23 protein-coding genes are annotated in these 24010 nt (G+C 67.6%); 14 read left to right on the plus strand and 9 right to left on the minus strand.

The window, feature by feature from the left end; all coding sequences use genetic code 11:
• Positions 1–33 precede the first annotated feature (33 nt).
• The gene (locus tag A5711_RS02270) at positions 34–1788 is read left to right on the plus strand and encodes a DUF4407 domain-containing protein (protein WP_067943746.1); all 1755 of its coding nucleotides are present in this window, start codon (positions 34–36) and stop codon (positions 1786–1788) included.
• On the opposite strand, the gene A5711_RS02275 is transcribed toward A5711_RS02270, so the two are convergent.
• Positions 1770–2393 carry a CGNR zinc finger domain-containing protein gene (locus A5711_RS02275; RefSeq protein WP_067943748.1) on the minus strand — a complete coding sequence of 208 codons (624 nt, stop codon included), beginning with the start codon at positions 2391–2393 and terminating at the stop codon, positions 1770–1772. The two genes, A5711_RS02270 and A5711_RS02275, sit on opposite strands and share 19 nt — an antisense overlap.
• A 62-nt stretch (positions 2394–2455) precedes the next feature.
• Between A5711_RS02275 and A5711_RS02280 the strand changes: the two genes are divergently transcribed.
• Positions 2456–3418 carry a DMT family transporter gene (locus A5711_RS02280; protein ID WP_067943640.1) on the plus strand — a complete coding sequence of 321 codons (963 nt, stop codon included), beginning with the start codon at positions 2456–2458 and terminating at the stop codon, positions 3416–3418.
• Between the two features lie 7 nt (positions 3419–3425).
• Here A5711_RS02280 and A5711_RS02285 read toward each other — a convergent pair whose 3' ends face one another.
• Entirely contained in the window at positions 3426–4244 is an 819-nt protein-coding gene (locus tag A5711_RS02285) for a DAPG hydrolase family protein (protein ID WP_067943641.1), read from the minus strand.
• Positions 4244–5584, minus strand: a complete 1341-nt coding sequence (locus tag A5711_RS02290) for an FAD-binding oxidoreductase (RefSeq protein ID WP_067943642.1) — start codon at positions 5582–5584, stop codon at positions 4244–4246. The genes A5711_RS02285 and A5711_RS02290 overlap by 1 nt, the downstream gene beginning before the upstream one ends.
• 67 nt (positions 5585–5651) lie before the next feature.
• On the opposite strand from A5711_RS02290, the gene A5711_RS02295 reads away from it, so the two are divergent.
• Positions 5652–6398: an IclR family transcriptional regulator gene (locus tag A5711_RS02295; RefSeq protein ID WP_067943643.1), complete on the plus strand. Its 747-nt coding sequence runs from the start codon at positions 5652–5654 to the stop codon at positions 6396–6398.
• A gap of 89 nt (positions 6399–6487) precedes the next feature.
• On the opposite strand, the gene A5711_RS02300 is transcribed toward A5711_RS02295, so the two are convergent.
• From A5711_RS02300 to A5711_RS02310, 3 genes are all read right to left on the minus strand, one after another.
• Positions 6488–6775, minus strand: a complete 288-nt coding sequence (locus tag A5711_RS02300; protein ID WP_067943646.1) for an ANTAR domain-containing protein — start codon at positions 6773–6775, stop codon at positions 6488–6490.
• Between the two features lie 244 nt (positions 6776–7019).
• On the minus strand, positions 7020–8384 hold the full coding sequence (locus A5711_RS02305; RefSeq protein ID WP_067943649.1) for a wax ester/triacylglycerol synthase domain-containing protein: 1365 nt from the start codon (positions 8382–8384) through the stop codon (positions 7020–7022).
• A gap of 113 nt (positions 8385–8497) precedes the next feature.
• Positions 8498–9730: a CaiB/BaiF CoA-transferase family protein gene (locus tag A5711_RS02310; RefSeq protein ID WP_067943651.1), complete on the minus strand. Its 1233-nt coding sequence runs from the start codon at positions 9728–9730 to the stop codon at positions 8498–8500.
• A gap of 273 nt (positions 9731–10003) precedes the next feature.
• Here A5711_RS02310 and A5711_RS02315 point away from each other — a divergent pair, with 273 nt between their 5' ends.
• Genes A5711_RS02315 through A5711_RS02350 form a run of 8 tightly spaced genes read left to right on the plus strand, consistent with a single transcriptional unit; the run spans position 10004 to position 18640 of the window.
• Positions 10004–10867, plus strand: coding sequence for a mycofactocin-coupled SDR family oxidoreductase (locus A5711_RS02315; RefSeq protein ID WP_067943653.1), 864 nt, complete (start codon positions 10004–10006; stop codon positions 10865–10867).
• Between the two features lie 5 nt (positions 10868–10872).
• Entirely contained in the window at positions 10873–11853 is a 981-nt protein-coding gene (locus A5711_RS02320; RefSeq protein ID WP_067943751.1) for a thiamine pyrophosphate-dependent dehydrogenase E1 component subunit alpha, read from the plus strand.
• Complete coding sequence (locus tag A5711_RS02325; protein WP_067943655.1) at positions 11850–12866, plus strand: alpha-ketoacid dehydrogenase subunit beta; 1017 nt, start codon at positions 11850–11852, stop codon at positions 12864–12866. The genes A5711_RS02320 and A5711_RS02325 overlap by 4 nt, the downstream gene beginning before the upstream one ends.
• Positions 12859–13095, plus strand: coding sequence for a lipoyl domain-containing protein (locus tag A5711_RS02330; RefSeq protein ID WP_067943657.1), 237 nt, complete (start codon positions 12859–12861; stop codon positions 13093–13095). The genes A5711_RS02325 and A5711_RS02330 overlap by 8 nt, the downstream gene beginning before the upstream one ends.
• Positions 13096–13115: 20 nt before the next feature.
• Positions 13116–13988 (plus strand): enoyl-CoA hydratase-related protein, encoded by an 873-nt coding sequence (locus A5711_RS02335; RefSeq protein ID WP_067943659.1) that lies wholly within the window; start codon positions 13116–13118, stop codon positions 13986–13988.
• 9 nt (positions 13989–13997) lie between these two features.
• Positions 13998–15533, plus strand: a complete 1536-nt coding sequence (locus tag A5711_RS02340; protein ID WP_067943660.1) for an acyl-CoA synthetase — start codon at positions 13998–14000, stop codon at positions 15531–15533.
• An 18-nt stretch (positions 15534–15551) separates the two neighbouring features.
• Positions 15552–16946 carry an SRPBCC family protein gene (locus tag A5711_RS02345; protein WP_067943663.1) on the plus strand — a complete coding sequence of 465 codons (1395 nt, stop codon included), beginning with the start codon at positions 15552–15554 and terminating at the stop codon, positions 16944–16946.
• Positions 16943–18640 (plus strand): FAD-binding protein, encoded by a 1698-nt coding sequence (locus A5711_RS02350; protein WP_067943665.1) that lies wholly within the window; start codon positions 16943–16945, stop codon positions 18638–18640. Before A5711_RS02345 ends, A5711_RS02350 begins: the two co-directional genes overlap by 4 nt.
• Here the strand turns inward: A5711_RS02350 and A5711_RS02355 are convergent.
• Both A5711_RS02355 and A5711_RS02360 read right to left on the minus strand, forming a co-directional pair.
• Complete coding sequence (locus tag A5711_RS02355) at positions 18637–19482, minus strand: enoyl-CoA hydratase-related protein (RefSeq protein WP_067943667.1); 846 nt, start codon at positions 19480–19482, stop codon at positions 18637–18639. The genes A5711_RS02350 and A5711_RS02355 overlap by 4 nt on opposite strands.
• 90 nt (positions 19483–19572) lie before the next feature.
• Positions 19573–20133 carry a bifunctional 2-polyprenyl-6-hydroxyphenol methylase/3-demethylubiquinol 3-O-methyltransferase UbiG gene (locus tag A5711_RS02360; RefSeq protein WP_067943669.1) on the minus strand — a complete coding sequence of 187 codons (561 nt, stop codon included), beginning with the start codon at positions 20131–20133 and terminating at the stop codon, positions 19573–19575.
• A gap of 177 nt (positions 20134–20310) precedes the next feature.
• Between A5711_RS02360 and A5711_RS02365 the strand changes: the two genes are divergently transcribed.
• On the plus strand, positions 20311–20874 hold the full coding sequence (locus tag A5711_RS02365) for a TetR/AcrR family transcriptional regulator (RefSeq protein WP_197520145.1): 564 nt from the start codon (positions 20311–20313) through the stop codon (positions 20872–20874).
• A gap of 18 nt (positions 20875–20892) precedes the next feature.
• Here A5711_RS02365 and A5711_RS02370 read toward each other — a convergent pair whose 3' ends face one another.
• Positions 20893–22659, minus strand: coding sequence for an amidohydrolase family protein (locus A5711_RS02370; protein WP_067943677.1), 1767 nt, complete (start codon positions 22657–22659; stop codon positions 20893–20895).
• A gap of 155 nt (positions 22660–22814) precedes the next feature.
• Between A5711_RS02370 and A5711_RS02375 the strand changes: the two genes are divergently transcribed.
• Both A5711_RS02375 and A5711_RS02380 read left to right on the plus strand, forming a co-directional pair.
• Entirely contained in the window at positions 22815–23486 is a 672-nt protein-coding gene (locus A5711_RS02375; protein ID WP_067943678.1) for a TetR/AcrR family transcriptional regulator, read from the plus strand.
• A gap of 38 nt (positions 23487–23524) precedes the next feature.
• Complete coding sequence (locus A5711_RS02380; protein WP_067943679.1) at positions 23525–23977, plus strand: hypothetical protein; 453 nt, start codon at positions 23525–23527, stop codon at positions 23975–23977.
• Positions 23978–24010: the final 33 nt, after the last annotated feature.

The raw sequence follows: 24010 nt of genomic DNA on the forward strand, positions 1-24010 counted from the left end.
CTGGGAGGCTTGATGACTTGGGAGGTGTTTTTGATGTGCGCCCAGAAAATTCCCGAGCGGCGCTCGGACTTCTCGCCCGCGGGCCTACTCACCTGGCTTGGCGGCGGTCATCGGCTGGAGCTGAGTGAGCGCGACGAGCGGTCCACGCACGCCATCACCGGCGCGGTGGTGTTGTTCGGAGGGCTGCTGGCGTGGCTCGTCGCGGCCCTGGCGGTGAGCGAGTCGGCTCGCTGGCCGCTCTATTCGGTCGCGCCGCTGACGTTGCTCTTCGGTCTGCTGGTCGGCGCGGTCACCCGCGCCATCACGACCGGGACGGGCCGCGGTCGGGCCGGCCTCGCCGCACGCGCGCTGGTCGCGGCCGCCCTCGGGGTCACGGTGGGTGAATTGGCCGCAGTCGTCCTGCTCTCCGGCTCGATCGATCACCGTCTCGACGAGCGCGCCCTGCACAACGCTGGCTCCACGCCGGCGGTCGCGCAGGCGACGGCGTCCCTGCAACAAAGCCGGGACGCACGCACCGCGCTCGACACGGCCGTCGACCGCGCTCACCAGCAGCAGGACCAGGCCCTGGTCATCGCGCGCTGCGAATACCATCCCACCCCCACCTGCCCGCAAACCCGGATCACCGGTGTGCCCGGCGCCGGACCCGAAACGCGCACGGCGAACGAGATCCTCGCGGACGCCCAGCGTGAACTGGACGACGCGCTGGCGGCCCGGGATCGCCAGGCGCTGGGGTTGGACGCCGAGATCTCCCGCGAGGCGCGCGCGCTCGACGAGGCACGCCACGGCGTCATCGCGGGCGCCGATCGTGGCCTGGGCGCGCGCTGGGTCGCGATGAACGACCTGACCTCCGCCGACCTCGGGGCGCTGACGTTGCGGCTGCTGACCATCGCGTTCTGCGTCCTGGTCTACCTGCTGCCGCTGATCCTGGGGCGGTGGCGCGGCGAGACCAGCCACGATCGCCATGCGGCGGCGCGGGCGGAGCGGGAACGCGCGGAACTCGAGGCGGACACGGCGATCGCGATCAAGCGGGCCGAGGTTCGCCGGGAGGCCGAAATCATGTGGGCCGAGCACCAGCTCACCCAGGCCCGGCTTGCCATCGAGGCCCAGACCGAGATCGACCGCGAGCAGCAGCGCCGACGCATCGTGGACGCCTTCGATTCCCCGGTGCTGGCGCCGTCACAACGCACCTTCGAGCCGGCCGACGAAGACATCTACCTGCCAATCGCCGCCGAAGCCGAGGCCGCCACCCGCGCGGCCCTCGCCCCGCCCGTCCCGGCTGAGAGTGCCGGCGTGGAGAACCTGCCGGCGCCCGTCGGACGAGAGTTGGAGCCGCACCAAGAGCGTGGCACCCCGTCGATTCCGTCGATTCCGGACGCCACCAAGGCCGCGGCGCGCTGGATCCGCCCGCTGGTGCCGCCTTTCGTCGCCCGGGTGATCGACACCACGACCGCACCGTTGCGCACCGCGCGGCTGGTGTTCGAGGAGGTCGAGGAGATCACGTTCGCGTTCAGGCGCACCCACAGGGTGACGGTCGACTCCGAAAGCTCCGACCCCGGCGGCGGCGGCAACCGGCCCGCCGACACGAACGAATCCCCGTCCGGCACGGCGGGATTCATCGACTCGTCACGTGTTGACCGCGCGCCGGTGACCAGCCGGCAGGGCAGCCGAGGGCGGCACGGCCCGTCGCTGGGCGCATCGGAGCGCGGCACCGACCCGGAATTGACGCAGCGCGAGGGGCCGGCCGAACTGGATTCGCCCTCCGGACCGCGTCAGCTCCCGCCGGCTTGACGATCTGAGCCGTCCCTGGTGCGCTCGTAGTACCGACGGACCCGGGCCCTGTTGCCGCAGTCGGCCGTACTGCACCAGCGGCGGTTCTGCCGGTGGCTGGTGTCGAGGAACAGCCATCCGCACTGGTCGTCGCCACATCGCTTGATGCGCGAGCCCGGGACCTCGGTCAGGAAGGTCACCGCTTCGACCGCGAGCCGGTGCAGTGGGGTTTGCGCCGTCAGCGCGGACTCCTCCCAGTTCGCGGCATCCTGACCGACGACCAGGCGGCTGGCCCGCAGCGCGGATCGGTAGGCGTCGGCGACTTTCCCGGAATCTCCGGCCGAAGCGCACCCCGTCCAGATGCGGTGCAGGGCCTCCCTGAGCAGCTTCGTCCGATGCAGCGCTCCGGTGGCGGCAACGCGGTCCAAGACGACGTCCGCGGCGAGGGTGCGCGCCTCGCGAAGCGACAACACCCCTGCGTGATGCGCCCAAGCCACCAGGTCCGGATAGTCCGATAAATAGTCCGCACGGCGCTGTGGGTCACCTCGCCATGCCACCGTGTTGACCAAATCGACTGCGGGATGGCCTCCGCGCAGATCGAGATTGGCCGCTTCCGACCGCGCCATCAGGAACATGCTAATGGGTAAAAAATGATTTAACCATTAGCACGACGGGTATCCGCCCGACCATGAGCCGGATTCCCGCACACTCACTGGACCGGGCCGGGTTGGCAATCGGCGCCTTGTCCGTGTCGGCGTCAGCGGTGCTGCTCAAGCTGGCCGCCGCTACGCCGGCCACCGCCACGGCCGCGCGCTGTCTGATCGCGTTGCCCGTGGTCGTGATCCTTGCGATCCCCGAATGGCAACACCGCGGTGGCTTGCCACGGCGCGGGCTGCTGTCGGCGATCCTGTGTGGCGTGTTGTTCGCCGGCGACATGTTGCTGTGGACGCAGGCCATCCCGGAAGTCGGAGCGGGCTTGTCGACGGTCATCGTCAATGCCCAAGTCGCCGTTGTCCCGGTGCTCAGTTGGCTGGCCGATCGGGAGCGGATTTCGCGCCGATTCCTGCTGACGCTGCCCGCCCTGCTGGTTGGCGTGCTGCTCGCCGGTGGCGTACTCGAGCAAGGACTTTCGGGCTCCGATCCGACCCGCGGAACGGTGCACGCCGTGGGCGCAGCGGTCTGCTACTCCGGTTTCCTGTTCCTGCTGCGGCGCGGCGGCCAAGCCGGCAGGCCCATGCAGACTTATGGCGTCGTGCTAGCGACGTCCGGGATCGTGGCGGTGGCAGTCGGCCCGTGGTGGCATGGTCTGGACGTCTGGCCGGGCTGGCGCGCACTCGCGTGGTTGACCCTGGTTGCCATCACCGGGCAATTGTTCGGCTGGCTGCTTGTCGCGTTCTGCTCGGGCCGGCTACCCAGCACGGTGAGCTCCGCCCTCCTGTTGCTCACCCCGGTGGGCGCTGTCGCGCTCGGCGCCGTCGCGCTCGGCGAGCGCCCGTCTTCCCTTCAGCTTGCCGGTTGCGCACTCGTGCTGCTGGCGGGATATCTCGGAAGCACACGAATTGCCATGCCGGCCAATGCATCACAGGACACGGATGCGCCCGATCGTCCGGCGGTTCGCGCAGTGCGCCCGCCGTCGGGCGCCCAGGGCTAGGATCCGCCTATTCGTCGCCGAAGGCGGCATAGAGTTCCGGCAGGAAGGCCGCCAGGTGATTCATCTCCTGGGCGCAGTGGACCATCAGATTGCGAGCGCCGGCTTCCGCGTTACCGAGCACCCGCGAGGCGATCGGGCGCACCGCGCGTGATGCGACACCGGGGACGTTGCGCACTTCGATGTGCCGTCCGCCCATCCAGAATCGTGACCGCATCTCGGCCCCGTTCGGCGTCGACCGGACGTGGTGAATGAACCATCCGACGTCCACCGGGGCCTCGCTGGATCCCAGGCGGGCGCAGATCGCCACCGCACCGGCGCCGTCGGGCGGGCAGCCCATCGCCGCCGGATCGACGAATTGGATTGCGCCGTTGAGCATTGTCGAGCCGATGTACTCGCTGATCAGTGACCAGCGGCCGACGTAGCGTTCGGCGCCCCGGCGGCCGTCGTCTTCAACGCCCGAGCCGTCTTTCCAGGCGGCGTGCAGATGGGCCCGGGGATGCCACAGCTTGTAACGGCGGGTGTCGCAGCCGTGCCAGCCGAACCACCACGACCACATCTGCGGCGTGACGCCCGGCATGTCGGTGCGGACCGACACCTGGTAGCCACCGTCGTCGAGGACCCCATAACCGTTCTCGGTCCGCTGGTATCCGTCGTCGGCGACGCGCGCGGCCTCGTCGAACGACGACAGCGCCATGGCGCCTTGTGGGCCGTGTTCGAGTGCCTCGACGACATGGCGTGGCAGCGGGGCCATCTCGGGCGTGAAGAACTTGCCGAACGGGGTCTTCGCGTCGTCACCGCGATACCCCAGATACAGGTTGCCGGCCATCAGAGCCGCCCCATCCAGCTGTTGAACACTCCGTCGGGGTCGTACTCGGCGCGCACGCGGTCGAGTTTGGCCATCGCGGCGTCGCTGGCGAACCGCGCCGGACGCTGGCCGAGGTTCTCGTCGGCGAGCTGAATCCCGATGGCGAATTCGGACATCGCGGCCATGTTGGACCGCGCCCAGTCGGCGTACTTCGCCTCGTCGGCCGGGTCCTTCCACGAACCGTAGAGGGCCAGGTAGATGTCGCCCTCGATGCTGTAGGCCATGTCCTGGCGGGGAGGGCACGGGCCCCAGTTCAGCCACAGGAAATGCGCCGGGTGCGGGGGCATGGTGTCCAGGATCGTCCGGATGCCCGGCAGCAGGTCCTCGGCCGGCGCCGACGTCCACATGTTGTCGACCGCGTAGTAATGATCGGACAGATAGTGGCTCATCGCGACGTCGTACCAGGTCGCCAGATCGGTTGGCATGTAAGGGATTTTGACCAGCGCCTGATCGGCGACCGGGCAGGTGCCGAACAGGGCGAGCGCCTTTTCCGCCTCCGCATCGGAGTCCGCGAAGGCGGGCGACGCCAGCGAGATGACCGGGGTGCCGATGCCCATGTTCGGTTCGCCGCGGGATGCCACGGCCTGCAGCTCGACTCGGGGGTCCACTTCGGCACTGACCTCGCGGGTCCACGTGAAGACCTCGTCGGCGAGCTCGAACGGATAGACATAGACGCTGGTCCCGCAGGCGGCGGGGCGCGGATAAAGCTTCAGATAGAACGACGTGACCACAGCGAAGAATCCGGGTCCGGCACCACGGGCAGCCCAGTAGAGATCGGCGTTGTTGCTGGCGTCGCAGTGAATCCGTTCGCCTTCGGCGGTGACGACATCGAGGCCCACGACACTCTCGCAGGCCGGGCCCCAGATGCGGCTGTTCCAGCCGTATCCGCCCTGCAAGAGGTAGCCACCGAGGCAGACCCCTTTGCAGTGACCCCCGGGAAAGAACAGGCCCTGCGCCTCGAGGTCGGCCATGAGCAGGCTGCCGCCTTTGCCCGGACCCACTCGGGCGAGGCCCTTTTCGGCGTCGATGGAAACGTGGTCGAGACGGCTGACGTCGAGCAGCACGGAGCCGTCGCGCAGGTGGCTGGCCGCGAAGCTGTGGCCGCCCGAGACCATGCTGACCTTCAGCCCGTGGGCCTTCGCATGGCGGATACCGGCGACGATGTCGTCGGTGTCAACGGCCTGCACGATCACTTCGGGGTAGCGTTCGGGCACCCGCTGGTGCCAGACGGTGCCACGACGGGCCGCCTCGTAGCCGTCGTCGCCGCGGAAATAGTGCCGCCCGGCCGGTAGCCCGCTCATCTGGAATCTCCTCTGATTCGCATTACGGATCTTTACGATCCGCAATGCGGAACACTATAGTGGACGAATGGCGTCCTCGGGGGAAAACTTTGCAGCGGGACGCGACGAGGGGATCCAGGTATTGCGGCGCGCCGCCGCCGCGCTGGACGAGATCGCCGCAGAGCCGGGACGGTTGCGTCTGGTCGACCTCGGTGAGCGACTCGGGCTGGCCAAGTCGACGGCCCGTCGGCTGCTGGTGGGCCTGGTCGAGGTCGGACTGGCCAGTGTCGATCCACAGGGCCGTTTTTCCCTCGGCGACCGATTGCTGGCGTTCGGCAATTCCGACGGCGCGCACATCGCGGCGGTGTTCCGGCCAACGATCGAACGGGTAGCGCGCGCGACCGACGGCGAGACGGTCGACCTCTCGGTATTGCGTGGCCGGCGAATGTGGTTCGTCGACCAGATCGAATCGTCGCATCGGCTTCGCGCCGTGTCGGCTGTCGGCGTCCGGTTCCCATTGGAGTCGACCGCCAACGGCAAAGCGGCCCTGGCGGCGCTCGACGGCGCCGACGCCGAGGCGCTGATCTCTCGCTTGGATCCCGGGTCCGCCGGCCGACTCCGCGCCGAGGTGGCCGAGATCCGGCGCACCGGAATCGCTTTCGATCGAGACGAACACACACCGGGAATTTCGGCGGCCGCGATCGCACGACGCGCGTTGGGCGACAATCTGGTTGCTATCTCGGTGCCGGCACCTACGGAGCGCTTCCGGGAAAAGGAACAGCGCATCGTGGCGGCATTGCGCGCGGCCGGCGAATCGGCGGCCTGGCCGCGCTAGGGTCGGCCGCGCACGGTGACGCCGACTGGAGTTGGAGACGGCCGGGTTACCCCTCGAAAGCTCGGCCGTCCCAACGTCTTGATGCCCGCTCAGCAGGGCAATGCGGCGGAGGAGAACAGCGTTCCCCACTCGTGCCGGGCCGCCGATTGCGCGTCGGTGAAGCTCGGTGTCTTTTCGCCGTCGCCGGCCAGGTGTACCAGCGCCCACGCCATCGCGAATACCGGCACCTTGTGCCGCAATGCCGCGCTGTGCAATTCGTCCAAGGCAGCTTCCGACGGGCACCGGCGAAGGCCGATGAGGATGCCGCGCGCGGTGTCGAGGATGCGACCAGAGTGTGGGCCGCACGAGGTCTGGGCGGGAACCCAGTTCGTCGTCATGTTGTGGATACCTCCTGCGGCGCCGTCACGAATCCGCTACTCGCAAAGCGGACGAGGAATTCCTGCGCAACGCATCATCGCGGCCGCAAACCTCAAAGGCGCCCTGTGCCATGATTTGTCGATATTTCGCGTTGTGCCAGACAACCGCCGAGATCGATACCTGCCTGTGACCGTTCCGGGATCGGTTGCTAATCAACCAATCCGGTGAAGTGCCTGCCCGGTGCCGTAATCCATGAACTTCGGATCAGATTGCCAAAGACAATAATTCGTCGAAGCCGGCGACGATAGCGTCATGGAAGACGTCGTAGTCGGGTATCGCGGTGGTATCGACGTTCAACCCGAGACCACACGTGTCGACATAGGTGAGAAGCGTGACGTTGACCGCCGCACCGATGGTGGGCCCGAACGCGTACTGCGCCCGCACCGCAGCGCCGCCGAGGTAGACGGGCACCGGAACGCCCGGCACATCGCTGGCCACGAAATCGACATGGCGCAGCACCGAACCGATGTACCACCGGGGCACCAGGTTGAGCACCCCGGCGATCAATTGCGTGTAGGGCAGCGATCTTTCGTTCCGTACCGCCGCGGTGCGCTGCCGTATCGCCGCGATGCGCCTCGCCGGATCCGCCTCGCCGACGGGCACGTCGAAGCGCATCAGCGTGATCCGGTTCCCGCCAATGCCATCGGCTTCGGTCCGCAGACTGATCGGCATGGTGATGTGCAAGTCGTTCACCGCCACGCCGTGCTTCTCGTGGTAGAGGCGAAGCCCGCCCGCCACCCCGGCGACGAACGCGTCGTTCAGCGCCCCACCGCAACGGTGCGCCGCTTCCCGAAGCGGACGCGTCGGCACCTGATGCACCCCGAGACGCCGGATCAGGCCACGGTCCGTCGCAAGCGGTGACCCGGTCCGGCTGATCGGCCGGACGGTTCGGTAGACCGATGCCGCGGTGGTCGCCGCGGACCGGATGGTGGCGACGGGGCGCCGGACGCCGTCGTACATCAAACGTGGCACCAGGGAAACTGCCCCCGTCAGGGCGCTGTTGAGCAAGCCGGTGTCGTACCGCACGGCGTCGCGGTAGGGCCCGAGCAGCGCTGGGCCCACGACCTGCGGCTCGGGCGGCATGGGTTCCACGGGATACGGGTCTTCCGAGAGGTCGAACAGGTGCATCGCGATCTGGACCCCGCCGACCCCGTCGGTGAGCGCGTGGTGAAACTTGCAGATCACGGCCGCGCCGCCGTTTTCCAGACCCTCGACGAACGTCGTTTCCCACAGCGCGCGGGCCCGATCGAAGTCCTGCATCTCGGCCAATCGGGCCATCTCGAGCACGTCGTCGAGCGTTCCGGGGGCGGAGACTGTTGCTCGCCGCAGGTGGTAATCGAGGTCGAAGTCCCGGTAATACTCCCATCGCGGCGGGACCGGCGGAGGCGACTGCACCACCCGCTGCCGGAACATGGGCAACGTGCGGCTGATCAGGTCGAACCGCTTCCGCACCTCCCCCCAGTCCGGGGTCCGGTCCAGAAGTACGACGCTGACCACCGTCGATCGCAGCCGTGGGTCAGTCTCCATCGCCCAGGTGAACGCGTCGGTGGCGCGCATGAATGCAGTCATGTCGGTGCTCCTTGCACCGAACGTACGACTGCGGGCGCCCTAGGTCACCGGGTTATCGGCAGCCGATGACTTTGGTCCCCACAGTTAGCGCCTTTCGTCGACTGCCCGGCGCCCTACAGAATCGCCTTCCGATCCTTCGCCCTGGCGATGTCGTCCCAATCGGCGTCGAGCTCGAGCAGGATCTCTTCCGTGTGCTGGCCGTGTTCGGGCGCACGCGCGGGCGCCGGCGGAGTCTCGTCGAACTGGACGGGCGCGGCGACAATGCGGTACTTCTCGCCGTGGTCGTCGACGTTGGTCACCACGTACCCGTTCGGTTCGACCTGCGGATCGTTGAGCGTTTCCCGCGGCGTCGCCAGGGCGCCCCACACGCCCGGCTCCTCCTCGAGCGCCTTCTGCCAGTGGGCGAGATCGTGGCGGGCGAACGCGTTGGTCAGGATCTCCGTGGCCTCCGCGGCGTTGGCGATCAGGTTGCTCGACGGCACGAATCGCTGATCGGTGGCCAGCTCGGCCAGGCCGACTCGCTCACAGAACCCTGCCCAGAACTTGTCCGGCTGCAAGAACACCAACTGGATCCACCTGCCGTCGCGGGTCTTGTACCTGTTCACCAGCGGGTTGATGGCCAGCCCCGGCGGTGCGCCCGGGATCCCGTCGATGTCGAAGAAATCGGCCGCCGAGATGGACGGCGCTATCGCCCACATCGCCTGCGCCAGCAGCGAGGAGTCGACGATCGTCGGTTCGCCGGTGCGTTCGCGGTGGAACAGCGCGGCGCAAACGCCACCGGCGAGCGTCGCCCCACCTTGAAGATCACCGAACCCCGGACCCTGCACCGCGGGCGTGTCCGTGCCGAACGGCGTGAGCGTGTACGCGACCCCGCCGCGCGCCAGGTAGGTGGCCGCGTCGAACCCGCCACGGTCGCGGTCCGGCCCCCGCACCCCCAGCCCGGTGCCTCGCGCGATGATGATCTTCGGGTTGAACGAGCGGATGTCGTCCACGGTCAGCCGGGCCCGCTCGAGCGCACCCGGCAGCCAATTGGTAAGGAACACATCGGCACTGGCCAACAGGCGGCCGAACAGCTCGCGACCCGTGTCGGATTTGATGTCGATGGCGATGCTGCGCTTACCGCGGTTGCCCAGCTCGAGGATGAAGTCGGCGTCCGGGCGCGCCGCCTGCCGGGTGAAGCCGCCGACGACCAGCGCGCGCCCGGGGTCACCCGAGGCGACACCCTCGACCTTGATCACGTCGGCGCCCCAGTCCGACAGGGCTGCACCGGCCGATGGCACGTAGGTCCACGATGCCAATTCGACCACCCGCACCCCTTGCAGGACACCACCGCGCACGCCAGACATCGCCAACTCCCTCGGTCGACCCGTTCATTCCTTGCTATTTTAGATATTCTAGCTAGTCTAGGGCGTAGTGGTAGCCCAACCGCAGGTCAGAGCAGTTTTTCGTGGAAGAGATGCGATGGATCCGACCGTTGGCCCGATTCCGACGCCCCCCGCATATCCCGGCGAAAACGTGCGGCCGACGGAGTCGTTGCGGCCGCACCGGCGGCGACGCCGACCAATGCCGTTGGGCCCCAACGAGGGTCGCGATGCAGATACACGGACGAAGGACGGGCGATGGGCAGGGTAACCGGCAAGGTGGCCGTGATCAGTGGCGCCGCGCGAGGCCAAGGCCGTTCGCACGCGCGGATGCTGGCCGCCGAAGGCGCGGACATCATTGCGGTGGACCTGTGCGCCGACATCGAGACCAACGAGTATCCCCTGGCCCGGCGGGAAGACCTCGACGAGACGGCCCGGCTGGTCGAGAAGGAGGGCCAGCGCGCGTTCACCGCGGTCGCGGACGTTCGCGATCGGGTGGCCCTGTCCACCGCGATCGATGAGGGCGTCGCCGAGTTGGGGCATCTCGACGTCGTCGTCGCCAACGCGGGCATCTGCCCGCTCACCGCGGGCCTGCCGCCACAGGCCTTCGCCGACGCCGTGGACGTGGACCTGGTCGGAGTGCTGAACCTGGTGCACGCGAGCCTCAAACATCTGCAGGCCGGCGCGTCGATCATCGTGATCGGTTCCAATGCGGCGTTCATGTCGTCGATGAACACCACCGGCATCGACGGGGGCCCCGGCGGCGCGGGGTATGCCTTCGCGAAACTGGCTGCCGCGCACTACGTCAACGACTTCGCCCTGGCGCTCGCCCGATTCTCCATCCGGATGAACGCGGTGCACCCCACCAATGTCAACACCGACATGCTGCACAGCCCGCCCATGTATCGGGCCTTCCGGCCGGACCTGAAGGATCCGACGCGCGAGGACGCCGAACCGGTTTTCCCGCTCGTGCAGGCGATGCCGATCCCCTACGTCGAGCCCGAGGACATCAGCGAGGCGGTGTTGTTCCTGGCCTCCGACGCGGCGCGCTACATCACCGGGCAGCAGCTCCGTGTCGACGGCGGCGGCTTCCTCAAGGTCAAGCCGTGGTCGGGTGCGTGACATCGATGACCGACTCCCCCGACGTCGAGCGCCGGCTGTACGAGCTGATGGTGCTGATGAAGGCGGCCGATGACCGGCTGTCCAAAGGCATTGGCACGGGCGAGTTCATGTGCGTCTACTGGCCCTCGCGCGGCCAGGAGGCCATCGCCGCCGCGATGGGCGTGGCGCTGCGCCCCGACGATCAGCTGGTGACCACCTACCGCGGCCTGCACGACCTCATCGGCAAGGGCGTCCCGCTCGAGGAGATCTACGGCGAGATGATGGGCCGCACCGTCGGCGCCAGCCGGGGCAAGGGCGGCACCATGCACATCGCCAATCCCGTTATGGGCGTGATGCTTTCGACCGGGATCGTCGGGGCCGGGCCACCGGTGGCGGTGGGACTGGCGATGGCGGCCAAACGCAAGGGCTCCGATCGCGTCACGGTGGTCAGCTTCGGTGACGGCGCCACCAACACCGGGTCGTTCCACGAGGCGGCGAACATGGCGGCGCTGTGGGACCTGCCGATGGTCTTCGTCTGCCAGAACAACCAGTACGCGGAGATGACGCCCACGGCCGACACCATGAAGCTTGAACGCGTCGCCGACCGGGCGGCCGGCTATGGCATGCCCGGGGTGCGGGTCGACGGAAACGACCCGCTGGCGGTCAAATCCGCACTCGAGGACGCGCTGCGGCGGGCCCGCGCCGGTGACGGCCCCAGCTTCATCGAATGCGTCACGTTCCGCTTCAGAGGCCATTACTTCGGCGACCGGATGCCCTACATTCCCAAGGATCAACTTGCCGCCGCGATGGAAGCCGACCCGGTCCCCCGGTTCCGCAGCCACCTCGCCGACACCGGCATCTGCGCTTCCGACGAACTCGACCGCATCGACGGCGAGGCGCTGGCGGCGGTGGAAGCGGCGCTGCAAACCGTGATGGGCGCCGATTCCCCGTCCATCGACGAGCTGGACCGGGATGTGTACGCGACCCCGATCGGGTTCCCGGTATGAACACGCAGGAGCGGGAGATGACGATGCGCGAGGCGCTCAACCTCGCGCTGGATCAAGCGCTTGCCGCCGACGACCGGGTGTTCCTGCTCGGTGAGGACATCGCCGACCCGGGTGCGTCCGGACCGACCGCGGGCCTGTCGACGAAGTACGGTCACGACCGTGTCCTGGACACCCCGATCTCCGAGGCGGCGATCGTCGGCGCGGCCATCGGCGCCGCCATCGACGGGCTGCTGCCGGTGGCCGAGATCATGATCATGGACTTCATCGGCATCGCGGCCGACCAGCTGATCAACAACGCGGCCAAGCTGAGGTTCATGACCGCCGGACGTACAACGGCACCGATCACCATCCGCACCCAGGTCTACGCCGGGCTGGCCACCGGTGCCACGCATTCGCAAAGCCTCGAGGCATGGTTCATGCACATCCCGGGCATGAAGGTGATCGTGCCGTCCACACCCCGCGACGGGAAGGGCCTCCTGACATCGGCGATTTTCGACGAGGATCCCTGCCTGTTCGTCGAAACCATTCGGCTGCAAGGCAAGAAAGGTCCCGTCCCCGTCGATCCCGCGTTCTCGATCCCGCTGGGCCGAGCCGACATCAAGCGGCCGGGCACCGACGTGAGCCTGATCGCCTACGGACGGTGCGTGCACGACGCCCTCACCGCCGCGGACACGCTGGACGAACAGGGCGTGAGCGCCGAGGTCGTCGATCTGCGCACCCTGGTGCCGCTCGACGTCGAGACCATCGTCGACTCCGCCCGCCGTACCCGCCGTGCCGTCATCATCCATGACGCGGTCCAATTCGCCGGCCCCGGAGCCGAACTCGCCGCGATCCTGCACTCGGAGCTGTTCTCCGAGCTGGCCGCGCCCGTCGAACGAGTGGCCGCCCGATTCGTCCCCAACCCGGCCGCGGCGGCGCTCGAGGCGCAGGTATACCCCTCGCCGGCACGAATCGTCGCGGCGGCGCTGAAGACCTTCGGGAGGACGCTGGCGGAGGCGAAAGCGCGTGGCTGATTTCATCATTCGCATTCCGCGCGTCTCGGTGGCCGTGTCGGAGGCCGAGCTCACCGGGCTCCTCGTCGACGCCGGCCAGCACGTGGACGCGGGCACACCCCTCTACGTGATCGCCACCGAGAAGGTGGAACAGGAGATCGAAGCGGGGGCCTCGGGCACCGTGCAATGGACGGGCCGGGTCGGGACCACCTACGACATCGGCGCCGAAATCGGCGTCATCACTTCTTGAACCAACGAAAGGTGAAACGCATGGATCTCAACGAGACTCGCGAGAGAATCATCTACCAAAAAGAGGGGCCCATCGCCCGCGTCACGCTCAACTGGCCGGAGAAGGCGAACGCCCAGGACCAGAAGCTGGCCGAAGAGGTCGACGCCGCCCTGCTGGACGCCGACCGCGACTACGACATCAAGGTGCTCGTCCTCAAGGCCAACGGCAAGGGCTTCTGCTCGGGACACGCCATCGGTAACAACGCCGTCGACTACCCGTCGTTCGTGGAGAACGCCATGGTGACGGGCCACCCGTGGAAGGCGCAATCCGATCTGTTCGTCAAGCCAACCCTGAACCTGTGGGAGTTCTCCAAGCCAACGATCGCTCAGGTGCACGGCTACTGCGTCGGTGGCGGCACGCACATGGGCCTGACCACCGACATCGTCATCGCCGCCGAGGATGCCTACTTCTCGTATCCGCCGCTGCAGGGTTTCGGCATGCCTTCCGGCGAATGTTCCATTGAGCCTTGGGTTTTCATGAACTGGCGGCGGGCCGCCTACTACCTGTTCACCGCGGAGGTGATCGACGCCAAAAAGGCGCTGGAGGTTGGCCTCGTCAACGAAGTGGTCCCGCGCGACCAGCTCGACGATCGTGTCGAGGCGATCGCCCGGCATATCGCCCAGGCGCCGTTGACGACGCTGATGCTCACCAAGGCCAATCTGAAGCGGGCCTGGGAGCTGATGGGCATGCGGGTGCACTGGCAGAGCTCGAACGACCTCGTCGCGCTGGCTTCCATTAGCAAGGACGTCCAGGAGCTGATCCAGACGGTGTTCCGGGACAAGGTGCTGCCGTCCGAGCACGCACGGCGCCAGGCCGCGGCGGCCGCAACGACCGATGGCGCGTCACCTTCATAGGCGCCGCCAGTGAACCTCGCCGATCACGCCAAGAGGGCCGGACAGGCGCCGGCCCTCATCGTCGCGGACGGTGGCACGATCTCGCACTCCGAGCTGTACGCCCGCAGCCGGCGCGTCGCGGCGGTGTTGCACGAGGCTGGACTGCGCCCCGGCGACGGCGTGGCCCTGATCTTGCCGAACCGGCCTGAGTTCCTCGAAATCACCTGGGCCTGTCAGCTTTCCGGCCTGTATTACACCGCGGTCAACACCCACTTCACCGCGGACGAGGTCGCCTACGTCATCGGGGACTCCGATGCGCGGACGGTCTTCGTCGACGCGACCATGCCCGAGCTTGCCGCCCACGTCCGCGCGGCCAACCCTGCCGTCACCATTCGCCTCGCGGTGGGGGGAGCCCTGCCCGGCTGGCGGGATTACGAGGAGGCGCTCGCGACGGCCGGTGCCGCGCCGCCCGCGTCGGACGGGTCGGAAATGCTGTACTCGTCGGGCACCACGGGTCGGCCCAAGGCGGTCCGCCGGCCCCTTCCGACCGACGGCAACGGCTCCTGGGCTCAGGCGGTGCTGGAGCTAGCGCTGACTCACAAGTACGGAATGAGCATGTCCAGCGTGTACCTCTCCCCCGCACCGCTGTACCACGCCGCCGGAGTGAACTACACCATGGCGGTCAACCGCGTCGGCGCCGCGGCGATTCTCATGCGCAAGTTCGACGCCGAGACCGTCTTGCGATTGATCGAGACCCACCGCGTGACGCACGCCCAGTTCGTGCCCACCATGTTCGTGCGGATGCTCAAGCTGCCCAGGGCGGTTCGGGAAAAGTATGACGTGTCGAGCCTGCGATGTGTGATCCACGCGGCCGCGCCCTGCCCGGTCGACGTCAAGCACCACATGATGAAGTGGTTCGGGCCGATCATCCACGAATACTACGGCGGCACCGAGGGATTCGCGGGGACGACCATCGGTCCCGAGGAATGGCTGGCCCACCCCGGTTCGGTGGGCAGACCGATGACACCGGTGCACGTGATCGGAGAAGACGGCGCCGAGTTGCCCGCCAGGCACGCCGGTGAGCTCTTCTTCGAAGGCGGACCCGACTTCGAATACTTCAAGGACCCCGCCAAGACCGCCTCGGTGTACAACGACCGCGGCTGGCGCACCCTGGGCGACATGGGGTACGTCGACGACGACGGCTACCTCTATCTCACCGACCGGTCCACGTTCATGATCGTTTCCGGCGGGGTGAACATCTACCCCCAGGAGGTCGAGAACCTGCTGATCATGCATCCCAAGCTCGTTGACGCGGCCGTCTTCGGCGTCCCGAACGACGAGTTCGGCGAGGAGGTCAAGGCCGTCGTACAGCCGGTCGACGGCGTCCGTCCAAGGCCCGACCTCGAGGCGGAGCTCATCGAGTACTGCCGAGCGCACCTGGCCGGCTACAAGTGCCCGCGCACCGTCGAATTCGTTCCGGAATTGCCACGGGACCCGAACGGAAAGCTGTACAAGAGACGCATTCGCGAGCGTTACTGGCAGGGGCGGACAACGCGAATCGTGTAACCGAAGAGGGATGGCGAGATGGCTTCCAAGACAGACTCAGCGACAAGCCCGGTGGGCACGGACAGGACCTGGACACCGCTGCCGGTGCCGTGGGCGGTCCAGACCGTCGATCGCATTCCCAAGCAGCGCTACTACGACGCCGAGTTCTTCGCGCTGGAAGCGGCGGCCTTCTGGCCGCGCGTCTGGCAGATGGCATGCCGGCTCGAGGAGATTCCCAAACCCGGCGACTTCGTCGAATACGAGATCCTCGACCAGTCGATCATCGTGGTGCGTGTCGACGCGGACACGGTGCGGGCCTACCACAACGCGTGCCGCCATCGCGGGGTGAAACTCGTGGAAGGCGGGGGTTCCCGGCGAACTTTCGTTTGCCCCTTCCACGGCTGGTGCTGGGGCCTCGACGGGCGCAGCACATTCGTGTTGCGGCCCGAGGCGTTCGCCGACGAAAACATGAATCCGCAAGACCTGCAGCTGGTTTCGGTGCGATGTGAGACCTGGGGCGGGTGCGCGTGGATCAACCTCGACGACGGGGCCCCCGCGCTGCGTGACTGCCTGGAGCCCTTCGCGTCGACCTACGACGCCTGGCAGGTGGAATCGCTGCGGGTCGAGTGGTGGCAGTCCTGCCGGCTGCCGGTGAACTGGAAGCTGGCGGCGGCGGCGTTCATGGAGGGCTACCACGTCCCCCAGACCCATCCGCAGCTGCTGCCCTCCGCGCAGAACGGCGGCCCCGTCAAATCGGTGCACCCCGTCGTCGCGAGCAGCCTGTACTTCATGCGTACCCTCGGCACCGGCATGGGCGGCATGACGCACGACAACGACATCCGAATCGCCGAGGGACTGCAGAACATTGAGCTCCCCGCCGATCCCGCCGCGGCGATGAATGCCTGGCGCGGCGCCCTCAACGACGCCGTCGTCAGCTGGCACCGGGCCCGGGGCAGCACCATGCCCGACCTCAACGAGCTGGTCCGCCGCGGGATCACCGACGCGATCGGGTTCTGCTTCCCGCACTACTTCATCCTGCCCACCTACAGCAGCGCGTCGTCCTACCGCATCCGCCCGCTGGGCCCCGAGGACACCCTGTTCGAGATCTGGTCCCTCACCCGGTTCCCCGACGATGTTTCCGCGGGCAGGCCCCAGCCCCCGGAGCCGATGGCGCCCGACGACCCGCGCTGGCCACCGATCCCAGCGCAAGACTTCTCCAATCTGCCGAGGCAGCAGAAAGGGTTGCACTCCAAGGGCTTCGAGTACATGCGCCTGTCGGACCAGATCGAGGGCCTGATCTCCAACTTCGAACGCGTCGTCGACGGCTTTCTCGCCGGCCTGCCGCACGAGGCGTTGGTTCCCGCGATCCAGAAGACCAACACCACCATCGACGTACCGGTCGCCGACCTGGCCTTGCGCGCGGAGGCACGATGACCACCCGGTGGGACCGCTCCGTGGATCTGCTCATTGCGGGCAGCGGCGGGGGCGGCATGGTCGCGGCGCTGGCGGCGCTCGACTCCGGCATCGAGCCGCTGGTGATCGAAAAGCAGGCCCTGGTCGGCGGTTCCACCGGCCTCTCGGGCGGCATGGTGTGGCTGCCGAACAACCCGCTCATGCGCGCCGCGGGCATCCCGGACTCGCACGAGGACGGTCTGGCCTATTTCGACGACGTCGTCGGTGACATCGGTCCGGCCTCCTCGCCAGCGCGCCGCGAGATGTTCCTCAGCGCGGGCTACGAAATGATCGACTTCCTCACCCGCAAGGGTGTTCGGTTCGTGCGGTGCCCCGGCTGGAGCGATTATTACCCGAACCACAAGGGGGGCAACGAAGCCGGTCGTGCTATCGAGTGCGTCCCGTACGATGCCGCCGCTCTGGGGACCTGGCGGGACAGGGTCCAGCCTTCGATGGCCAAGGCGTATGGCGGGTTCGTGCTCAAGACCAACGAGCTGCGTTCGGTGCAGTACTTCAATCGGTCGCCGCGAGCCTTCGCGGTGGCGATGCGAGTGTTCGCGCGCACCAGGGCCGCCCGGCTGCGCCGTCGGGAGATCCTCACCAACGGAGCGTCGCTCATCGGTCAGATGCTCAAGGTGCTGATCGATCTGCGCGGCGAGCCGCCGATCTGGACGGGCGCGGCGATGGATGACCTGATCGTCGAGGATGGCCGGGTCGTAGGCGCGCGCGTCTCACGGCACGGCGAGGCGCTGAACATCGAGGCGCGCAAGGGCGTCCTGCTGGCCGCGGGCGGGTTCAGCCGCAACGCGGACATGCGCCGCCGCTACAGCGGGGACCAGCCGAACGAGGGGCTCTGGTCGATCGCGAACGCCGGCGACACCGGCGAGGTGTTGCAGACCGCGATCCGGCTGGGCGCCAAGACCGACCTGATGGACGAGGCCTGGTGGCTGCCGTCGGTTTTCATCGCCGACGGGGGCGACGCCGCGAAGGCGCTGGGCAGCGGGCGGCAGCGCCCCGGCGCCATCTACGTCGACGGAACCGGCCGGCGGTTCTGCAACGAGTCCAACTCGTACGTCGAAGTCGGCAAGGCGATGTATGCGAACAAGGCGGTGCCGTGCTGGATGGTCTTCGACGAGGGCTACATCGGCCGGTACGTTTCGGGGGCGAACCCGTTCAAGAAGCGTCGCCTCCCCGAAGAACTCATCACACGGGGCGCGGTGATGCGCGGTGAGACCATCGGCGAGCTGGCGAACCAGATGGGGGTCCCGGCCGACGCGCTGGAGCAGACGATCAGGCGCTTCAACGGTTTTGCGGCCAAGGGCCTCGATCCCGACTTCGGGCGCGGTCAGTCGGCGTACAACGACTGCCTGGGTGATCCCGGGCATCGCCCCAACGCCGCGCTCGGTCCGCTCGAGCGGTCACCGTTCTATGCCACCAAAGTCGTTCCGGCCGATGTCGGCACGTGCGGCGGCGTGATCACGAACGAGCACGCCCAGGTGCTCGACGAGGACGACCGCGTGATCGGCGGACTGTACGCGACCGGCAACATCACCGCGACGGTGATGGGCCGCAACTATCTGGGCGCCGGCGGAAGCATCGCGTACACAATGGTGTTCGGCTACGTCGCGGCTCGGCACGCCGGGCGCCGGGGTGGCGCCGGCGAGCCAGGCGGCTAGGCCCCGGCATCCTTCTCGTCGCGGCCGATGAATTCGCGTGGCTTCATGCCCGATTGCTTCAGCTCGGCCCGCCGCGCCTGGACGTCGGAGGCGGCGCCGACCATGTTCGTCAGGATGTGGCTGACCTGCAGGTGCACCCGCATGCCCATCAGTTCCCACGCGCGCTTCACGTTGTTCTTCACCGCCATCAGTGTGGTCAATGGGATTTGAGCGATCTTGCGCGCCATCTCCTCGACGACTTCGTCGAGGTCTTCGCGCGGCACCACCTTGTTGAGCAGGCCCCAGTCGAGGGCTTCCTGCGCGGAGAGCGTCGGGGCGAGCAGCAGCCAGTCCATGGTCCGATGCCAGTTCATCAGCAACCACGGCTCGATCATGGTGTGCCCGCCGGGCTCGCCAAGGCTTTGAGCAAGCGGCATTTGAAAATACGCATCCTCGGACGCGACGCAAAAGTCGGTCAGCAGACCGAGATAGATCCCGCCCCCCATGCAATAGCCGTGAATCGCGGAAATCGTCGGCTTCGGAAACTCCCACAGGTACAGCGTCGGCCACAGGAACAAGTCGGCCGTGCCCTTGTACAGGTCCTCGAACGTCTCACCGAAGTCCGGATACGGGTTTTCGTCAGGGCCCCAGCGGGCCACATGCCCGCCGCAGAACCCTTTTCCGTTGGCCTTTAGGATGACGACCTTGATCTCTTTATCCCGGTCGGCTTCGTGCAGGCATTCGTCGACTTCGGTGACCAGGACCGCGTCCTTGGTGTTGGCCTTGTCCACCCGGTTCAGGATGATCCGCGCGATCGGCGGTTCGCGCTCGTAGATGACCGCTTCGAGAACGCGCCGCTCCATCTGCGTGACATTACCCGGCTGGGAGCCGAAATGGCAGCGCCAAACGCCATTTCGGTGAGCACCGATTCACGCGGTGAAAACGCTTGCCGTTCAGCGGCCTTCGCGTCCCGCGCGCGCAAGCAGCCAGGCCTGACCCTCGCCTTCGCCGGCGGCCAGCTGCTCGAGTTCGGCGAACGCCGCGGGTAGCTCGCCGGCGGCCGCGCGATACGGGCCTGGGGCGGCTCCCACTTCGCTCAGCACGGTGATCGCGAGCAGCCCGCCGGGCGCCAGGCGTTCGATGATCAACCGGTCGAGGCGGCGGTCCCGGAATCGATGGCACAGGACGAGGTCCACGGGCGGCCCGGCCGGCAGGCCGTCATCGAGGTCAGCGACCTCGAAACGGCACCGATCGCTCACGCCGGCGCGCTGAGCCAGCTCCCGCGCCTGACCGACCGCCACCGGCGAGACGTCCACGCCCACCACCTCGAGCCCGCGCAGCGCGAGCCACACCGCGCTCGGTCCGGGTCCGCATGCGACATCGAGAGCCCTTCCCGCAGTGGGCAGTACGTCAAGGTGGGCTGCCAAGAAGCCTGGTGGTCCCACCGCGTCCATCGATGGCGGTGCTTTGGTCGCGTACCGCTCGTCCCAGCGCTGCCGGTCCGCTTCGGCCATAGCCGCCACTCTAGGGGCGCCCAGCTGTTCTGGACAGCTGTCTGTAAATCGCCGTCGGCGGGTACCGGACCGCCGTTCGCCGGTGACGCGAAACAACAGCGCGTAGCGCAGATCCGCCGCCGGGCAAGATTCGGAAGACGGTTGTTCGCGCTCTCGGCGCCTTCCTACACTGGACCGGTGTCCAAAGATGCGGCTCGTCGGTCCGACCGCCGGCCCGGACAGACGATCCGCAAGGTCCTCGACGCCGGGCTCGAGGAGCTGCGCGCGTCGTCGTACGCCAATCTGACGATGCGTTCGGTGGCGAGTCGTGCCGGAGTGTCACCGGCCAGCGCCTACACCTACTTTCCGTCGAAAAGCGCACTGGTCGCGGCGGTGTACCTGCGCTTTCTCCGCGAGCTGCCGCTGCATACCGATGTCAACGACACCACCAAGACCCGGGTCAGCTCAACCCTGCGAGACATGGCCGTCGTGGTAGCCGACGAGCCCGAACTGACCGCGGCGTGCGGCGCGGCCCTGATGGCAGATGACCCGGCGGTGAAGCCGATTCGTGAGCAGATCGGCCAAGAGGTCGCCACCCGGATCGGTGCCGCGCTGGGACCGGGCTGGCCGCGCGCCGTGAAATCGACGCTGCAGATGACTTTCTCCGGCGCGCTGATGACCGCCCGGTTCGTCAGCTTCGACGAGATCGCGGGACAACTCGACGAGGCCGTCAACCTGATTTTGGGTGCATCCGTGGCGTAAGCCGTTGCCCGGCAACGGTTAAGCGACCGGCGTCAAGTTCCTGGATGTCTGGCCCGCCCGCAGGAAGCGGCCGAACTTCTGCTTGCCCAGCGCCGGCGCGGCCTCGCCGGCACCGAACGCCAACCGTCCACCCACCAACACGGCGCTGACGGTGTCGTCGTTGCGGTTGACCATCCGGGACAAGCCGCCGTAGGACTGCACCGGATGCTCGGCGTAGCGATCCAGCGAATCGTCGAGCTTGTCCGGGTTGATCACGACGATGTCGGCACGGTCCCCTTCGCGCAGGGTGCCGGCGTCGATTCCGTACCAGGACCCGAGCTCGCCGGTGAGCCGGTGCACGGCACGCTCGACCGACATGAACGGGGAGCCGTGCTTGTCCGCCTCGTGCACGTGCCGCAGCAGACGCAGTCCGGAGTTGTAGAAGGCCATGTTGCGCAGGTGTGCGCCGGCGTCCGAAAAGCCCATCTGGACGGTTTCGCTCCGCGCCAGCTTCTTGAGCACCTCGGGGCGATGATTGGAGATCGTGGTCCGCCAGCGCAGGCTTTCGCCGTGCTCCACCACCAGGTCGAGGAATGCGTCGACCGGATGCAGCCCGCCGCGGTCCAGGCCCACTTGGCCGAAGGACTTGCCGACCACCGACGCGTCCGGGCAGGCGACGATCTCGGCGTCGAAGAAGTCCCGGTGCCACACCCGGGGCCCGAACCTCTTGTCGTAGTCCTCGCGGAACCACCGGCGGTAGTCCTGGTCGCGCATCAGCTGATTGCGCTCGATCTCGCCCTGCAGGTGCAGCGCCGCCGCGCCTGCGCCGAACTCTTCGAACACCACCAGCGAGATCCCGTCGGCGTAGACCTCGAACGGGACCGGCAGATGCTGCCACCGGAAGTCACCGCCCAGAGCGTTCACCGCTCGGGCCAGGGAGTCCATCAGGTGGATCACCGGCGGTATGGCCTTGATGTCGGCCGCCGAGAGCAGGCTGGTCTTCAACCGGGGCCGGCCGAATCCCAGCGACGTCGCCAGCTGGGACACCACCGACAGCGGGTTTTTGATGTCGGGCCCCGACTGCAGAATCTTGTTGCGCCGCCGCAAGATAGCGTTCAGCCGGCGCAGTTCGCGGGACGTCGCGTACGTCGACGGCAGGGTTCGCGACCGGCAGACCTCGCCGTCGAGTTTGTCGAACAGCAGTTGCTGCGATGACATCCCAACGAAGCCTTCGTCGAGCGCCTCGTTCAGCATCGACTCCATCCGCGCCAGCTCGGCGGCCGACGGCCGGACGTCCTTGCGGGTTGCGCGGTCCAGCCCCATCGTTGCGGCACGCATGTCGGAGTGGCCCATGAAGGCGGCGACATTGGGCCCCAGCTTTCGCCGCTCGAGTTCGGCGACATACTCCGCAGGATTGGTCCATGAGCGGGCCGCGTCCAGGTGCTCGATGACGTAGCGGCGGGGAATCGCCTCGACGCGGCCGAAGATATCGCCCGCGTCCACGTTGTCCAGGTAAACCGTGGACAACGAACACGATCCCAGCATCACGGTGGTCACGCCATGCCGCAGCGATTCGGAAAGCTCGGGCTCACAGAGTATTTCGACGTCGTAATGCGTGTGGATGTCGATGATCCCTGGGATCACCCACTGGCCCGTCGCGTCGATGACATCGGCACCCGCCGTGTCGAGTGGTTCTGGCGTGATGGTGGCGACCCGGCCGTCGCGCACACCGATGTTTCTGCGCGCCGACGGCGCACCCGTCCCGTCGAACCAGCGACCGTTGGTGATCACGGTGTCGTAGTGCAAAGTTCGGCCTTCCTGCCGCGCGGCACCCCCATGGTCCGCAGTGAGCATACATAATGGCGGAAGTGTCCGCCCGTGTTAACCAGCCACGATCGCCTGCTCCCAGCCGCTATGATCCGGCTGTGGGGATCACCGACTACGGGTTTGCCGCCCGCTAAATGCGCAGTCACGGTTGGGCAGGGAACACGCCCGCCTCCGACGAGGAGGCGATCGGGCGCATCCTTGATGCCGCCGACAAGATCATCGCCGAGCCCGGCTCGGCGCTGCGGATCGCCGACGTGGCGCGGGCGCTCGGGGTCACCCGGCAGACCGTGTATCGATACTTCCCCGGGACGCAGGCGCTGCTGTTGGCGTCGGCGATGCGAACGGCCGACGGCTTCCTGGATCGGATGGCGGCCCACCTCGAGGGAGTCACCGACCCCGTCGTGGCGATCACCGAAGGAATTGCGTACGCCATCGAAGAGCTGGCCTCGGACAACCAGGTCGAATTCGTGCTCAACCAACGCCATCGCGGCGGGCAGAAGGTCTCCATCATCTCGGACACCGCCCTGGCGTTTGGCCGCTCGATGCTGCATCGCTACGACATCGATTGGGAGAGGTACGGTTTCGACGAAGCCGGCCTCGATGAATTGAACGAATTCAGCCTGCGGGTGCTGCATTCGTTCCTCGCCGACCCGGGACGCCCGGCGCGCAGCGGTGCCGATCTGCGGCGCTATCTCACGCGTTGGCTCGGACCGGCGATCGCCTACCCGCAGATGATGCGTGCGATGGACGCGCTGCACAGCCCCGAGCCCCCGCGAACGCGACGGCGCCCGTTCAAGGCATCCTGACCCCCGCCGACGTTGACCACGACCGTTAAGGAGCGGGCATGACGGGTCTCGGACAGATCGCTCTGAACAGCGCGCCCGTGTTCGGCGGCGCGATGCTTGCCGTGGCCGCCGGGCAATTCCGGGGCCCGGATTATCGGGGGCTGATCAAACAGGACATGGACTTGCTCGACCGGCTGCCGCCGGAGGCCGCCGGGAGGCGCGCCGAGCTGCAACGCACCATCGACGCCCGCATCGACGACCTGATCGACACCGCGGACCGGGGCCGGGCGCTGCGCAAGGCGGCGCTGTCTTACCGGGGCAACTGGCGGGACGTGGTGCTGCTGCTCTGTGTCGTGCTGTTCACCATCATCTGGTGGGAGGTCGACCACAGTCGGGGCAACTGGCTGCCCATGTTCGTGCTCCTCATCATCTTGACCGTGGTGACCGCCGCCTACGCGTTTCGCGGCGTGCTCCGGGCCGCCGGTTCGTTGGTGCACCGGCAAGCGCGGTAGCACGCCGGCGGCCGCGACCGCATAACGCGCGCA

It is taken from the genome of Mycobacterium sp. E2238 (assembly GCF_001672665.1).
Classification (GTDB): Bacteria; Actinomycetota; Actinomycetes; order Mycobacteriales; family Mycobacteriaceae; genus Mycobacterium.

Bases quoted from the DNA above. Each gene is read 5' to 3' on its own strand.
- A5711_RS02275 (WP_067943748.1), bottom strand. From the start codon at position 2,393: ATGGCGCGGTCGGAAGCGGCCAATCTCGATCTGCGCGGAGGCCATCCC.
- A5711_RS02285 (WP_067943641.1), bottom strand. From the start codon at position 4,244: ATGGCCGGCAACCTGTATCTGGGGTATCGCGGTGACGACGCGAAGACC.
- A5711_RS02295 (WP_067943643.1), top strand. From the start codon at position 5,652: ATGGCGTCCTCGGGGGAAAACTTTGCAGCGGGACGCGACGAGGGGATC.
- A5711_RS02305 (WP_067943649.1), bottom strand. From the start codon at position 8,384: ATGACTGCATTCATGCGCGCCACCGACGCGTTCACCTGGGCGATGGAG.
- A5711_RS02360 (WP_067943669.1), bottom strand. From the start codon at position 20,133: ATGGCCGAAGCGGACCGGCAGCGCTGGGACGAGCGGTACGCGACCAAA.
- A5711_RS02335 (WP_067943659.1), top strand. From the start codon at position 13,116: ATGGATCTCAACGAGACTCGCGAGAGAATCATCTACCAAAAAGAGGGG.
- A5711_RS02320 (WP_067943751.1), top strand. From the start codon at position 10,873: ATGACCGACTCCCCCGACGTCGAGCGCCGGCTGTACGAGCTGATGGTG.
- A5711_RS02310 (WP_067943651.1), bottom strand. From the start codon at position 9,730: ATGTCTGGCGTGCGCGGTGGTGTCCTGCAAGGGGTGCGGGTGGTCGAA.
- A5711_RS02355 (WP_067943667.1), bottom strand. From the start codon at position 19,482: ATGGAGCGGCGCGTTCTCGAAGCGGTCATCTACGAGCGCGAACCGCCG.
- A5711_RS02290 (WP_067943642.1), bottom strand. From the start codon at position 5,584: ATGAGCGGGCTACCGGCCGGGCGGCACTATTTCCGCGGCGACGACGGC.
- A5711_RS02280 (WP_067943640.1), top strand. From the start codon at position 2,456: ATGAGCCGGATTCCCGCACACTCACTGGACCGGGCCGGGTTGGCAATC.
- A5711_RS02300 (WP_067943646.1), bottom strand. From the start codon at position 6,775: ATGACGACGAACTGGGTTCCCGCCCAGACCTCGTGCGGCCCACACTCT.
- A5711_RS02315 (WP_067943653.1), top strand. From the start codon at position 10,004: ATGGGCAGGGTAACCGGCAAGGTGGCCGTGATCAGTGGCGCCGCGCGA.
- A5711_RS02345 (WP_067943663.1), top strand. From the start codon at position 15,552: ATGGCTTCCAAGACAGACTCAGCGACAAGCCCGGTGGGCACGGACAGG.
- A5711_RS02380 (WP_067943679.1), top strand. From the start codon at position 23,525: ATGACGGGTCTCGGACAGATCGCTCTGAACAGCGCGCCCGTGTTCGGC.
- A5711_RS02375 (WP_067943678.1), top strand. From the start codon at position 22,815: ATGCGCAGTCACGGTTGGGCAGGGAACACGCCCGCCTCCGACGAGGAG.
- A5711_RS02270 (WP_067943746.1), top strand. From the start codon at position 34: ATGTGCGCCCAGAAAATTCCCGAGCGGCGCTCGGACTTCTCGCCCGCG.
- A5711_RS02350 (WP_067943665.1), top strand. From the start codon at position 16,943: ATGACCACCCGGTGGGACCGCTCCGTGGATCTGCTCATTGCGGGCAGC.
- A5711_RS02325 (WP_067943655.1), top strand. From the start codon at position 11,850: ATGAACACGCAGGAGCGGGAGATGACGATGCGCGAGGCGCTCAACCTC.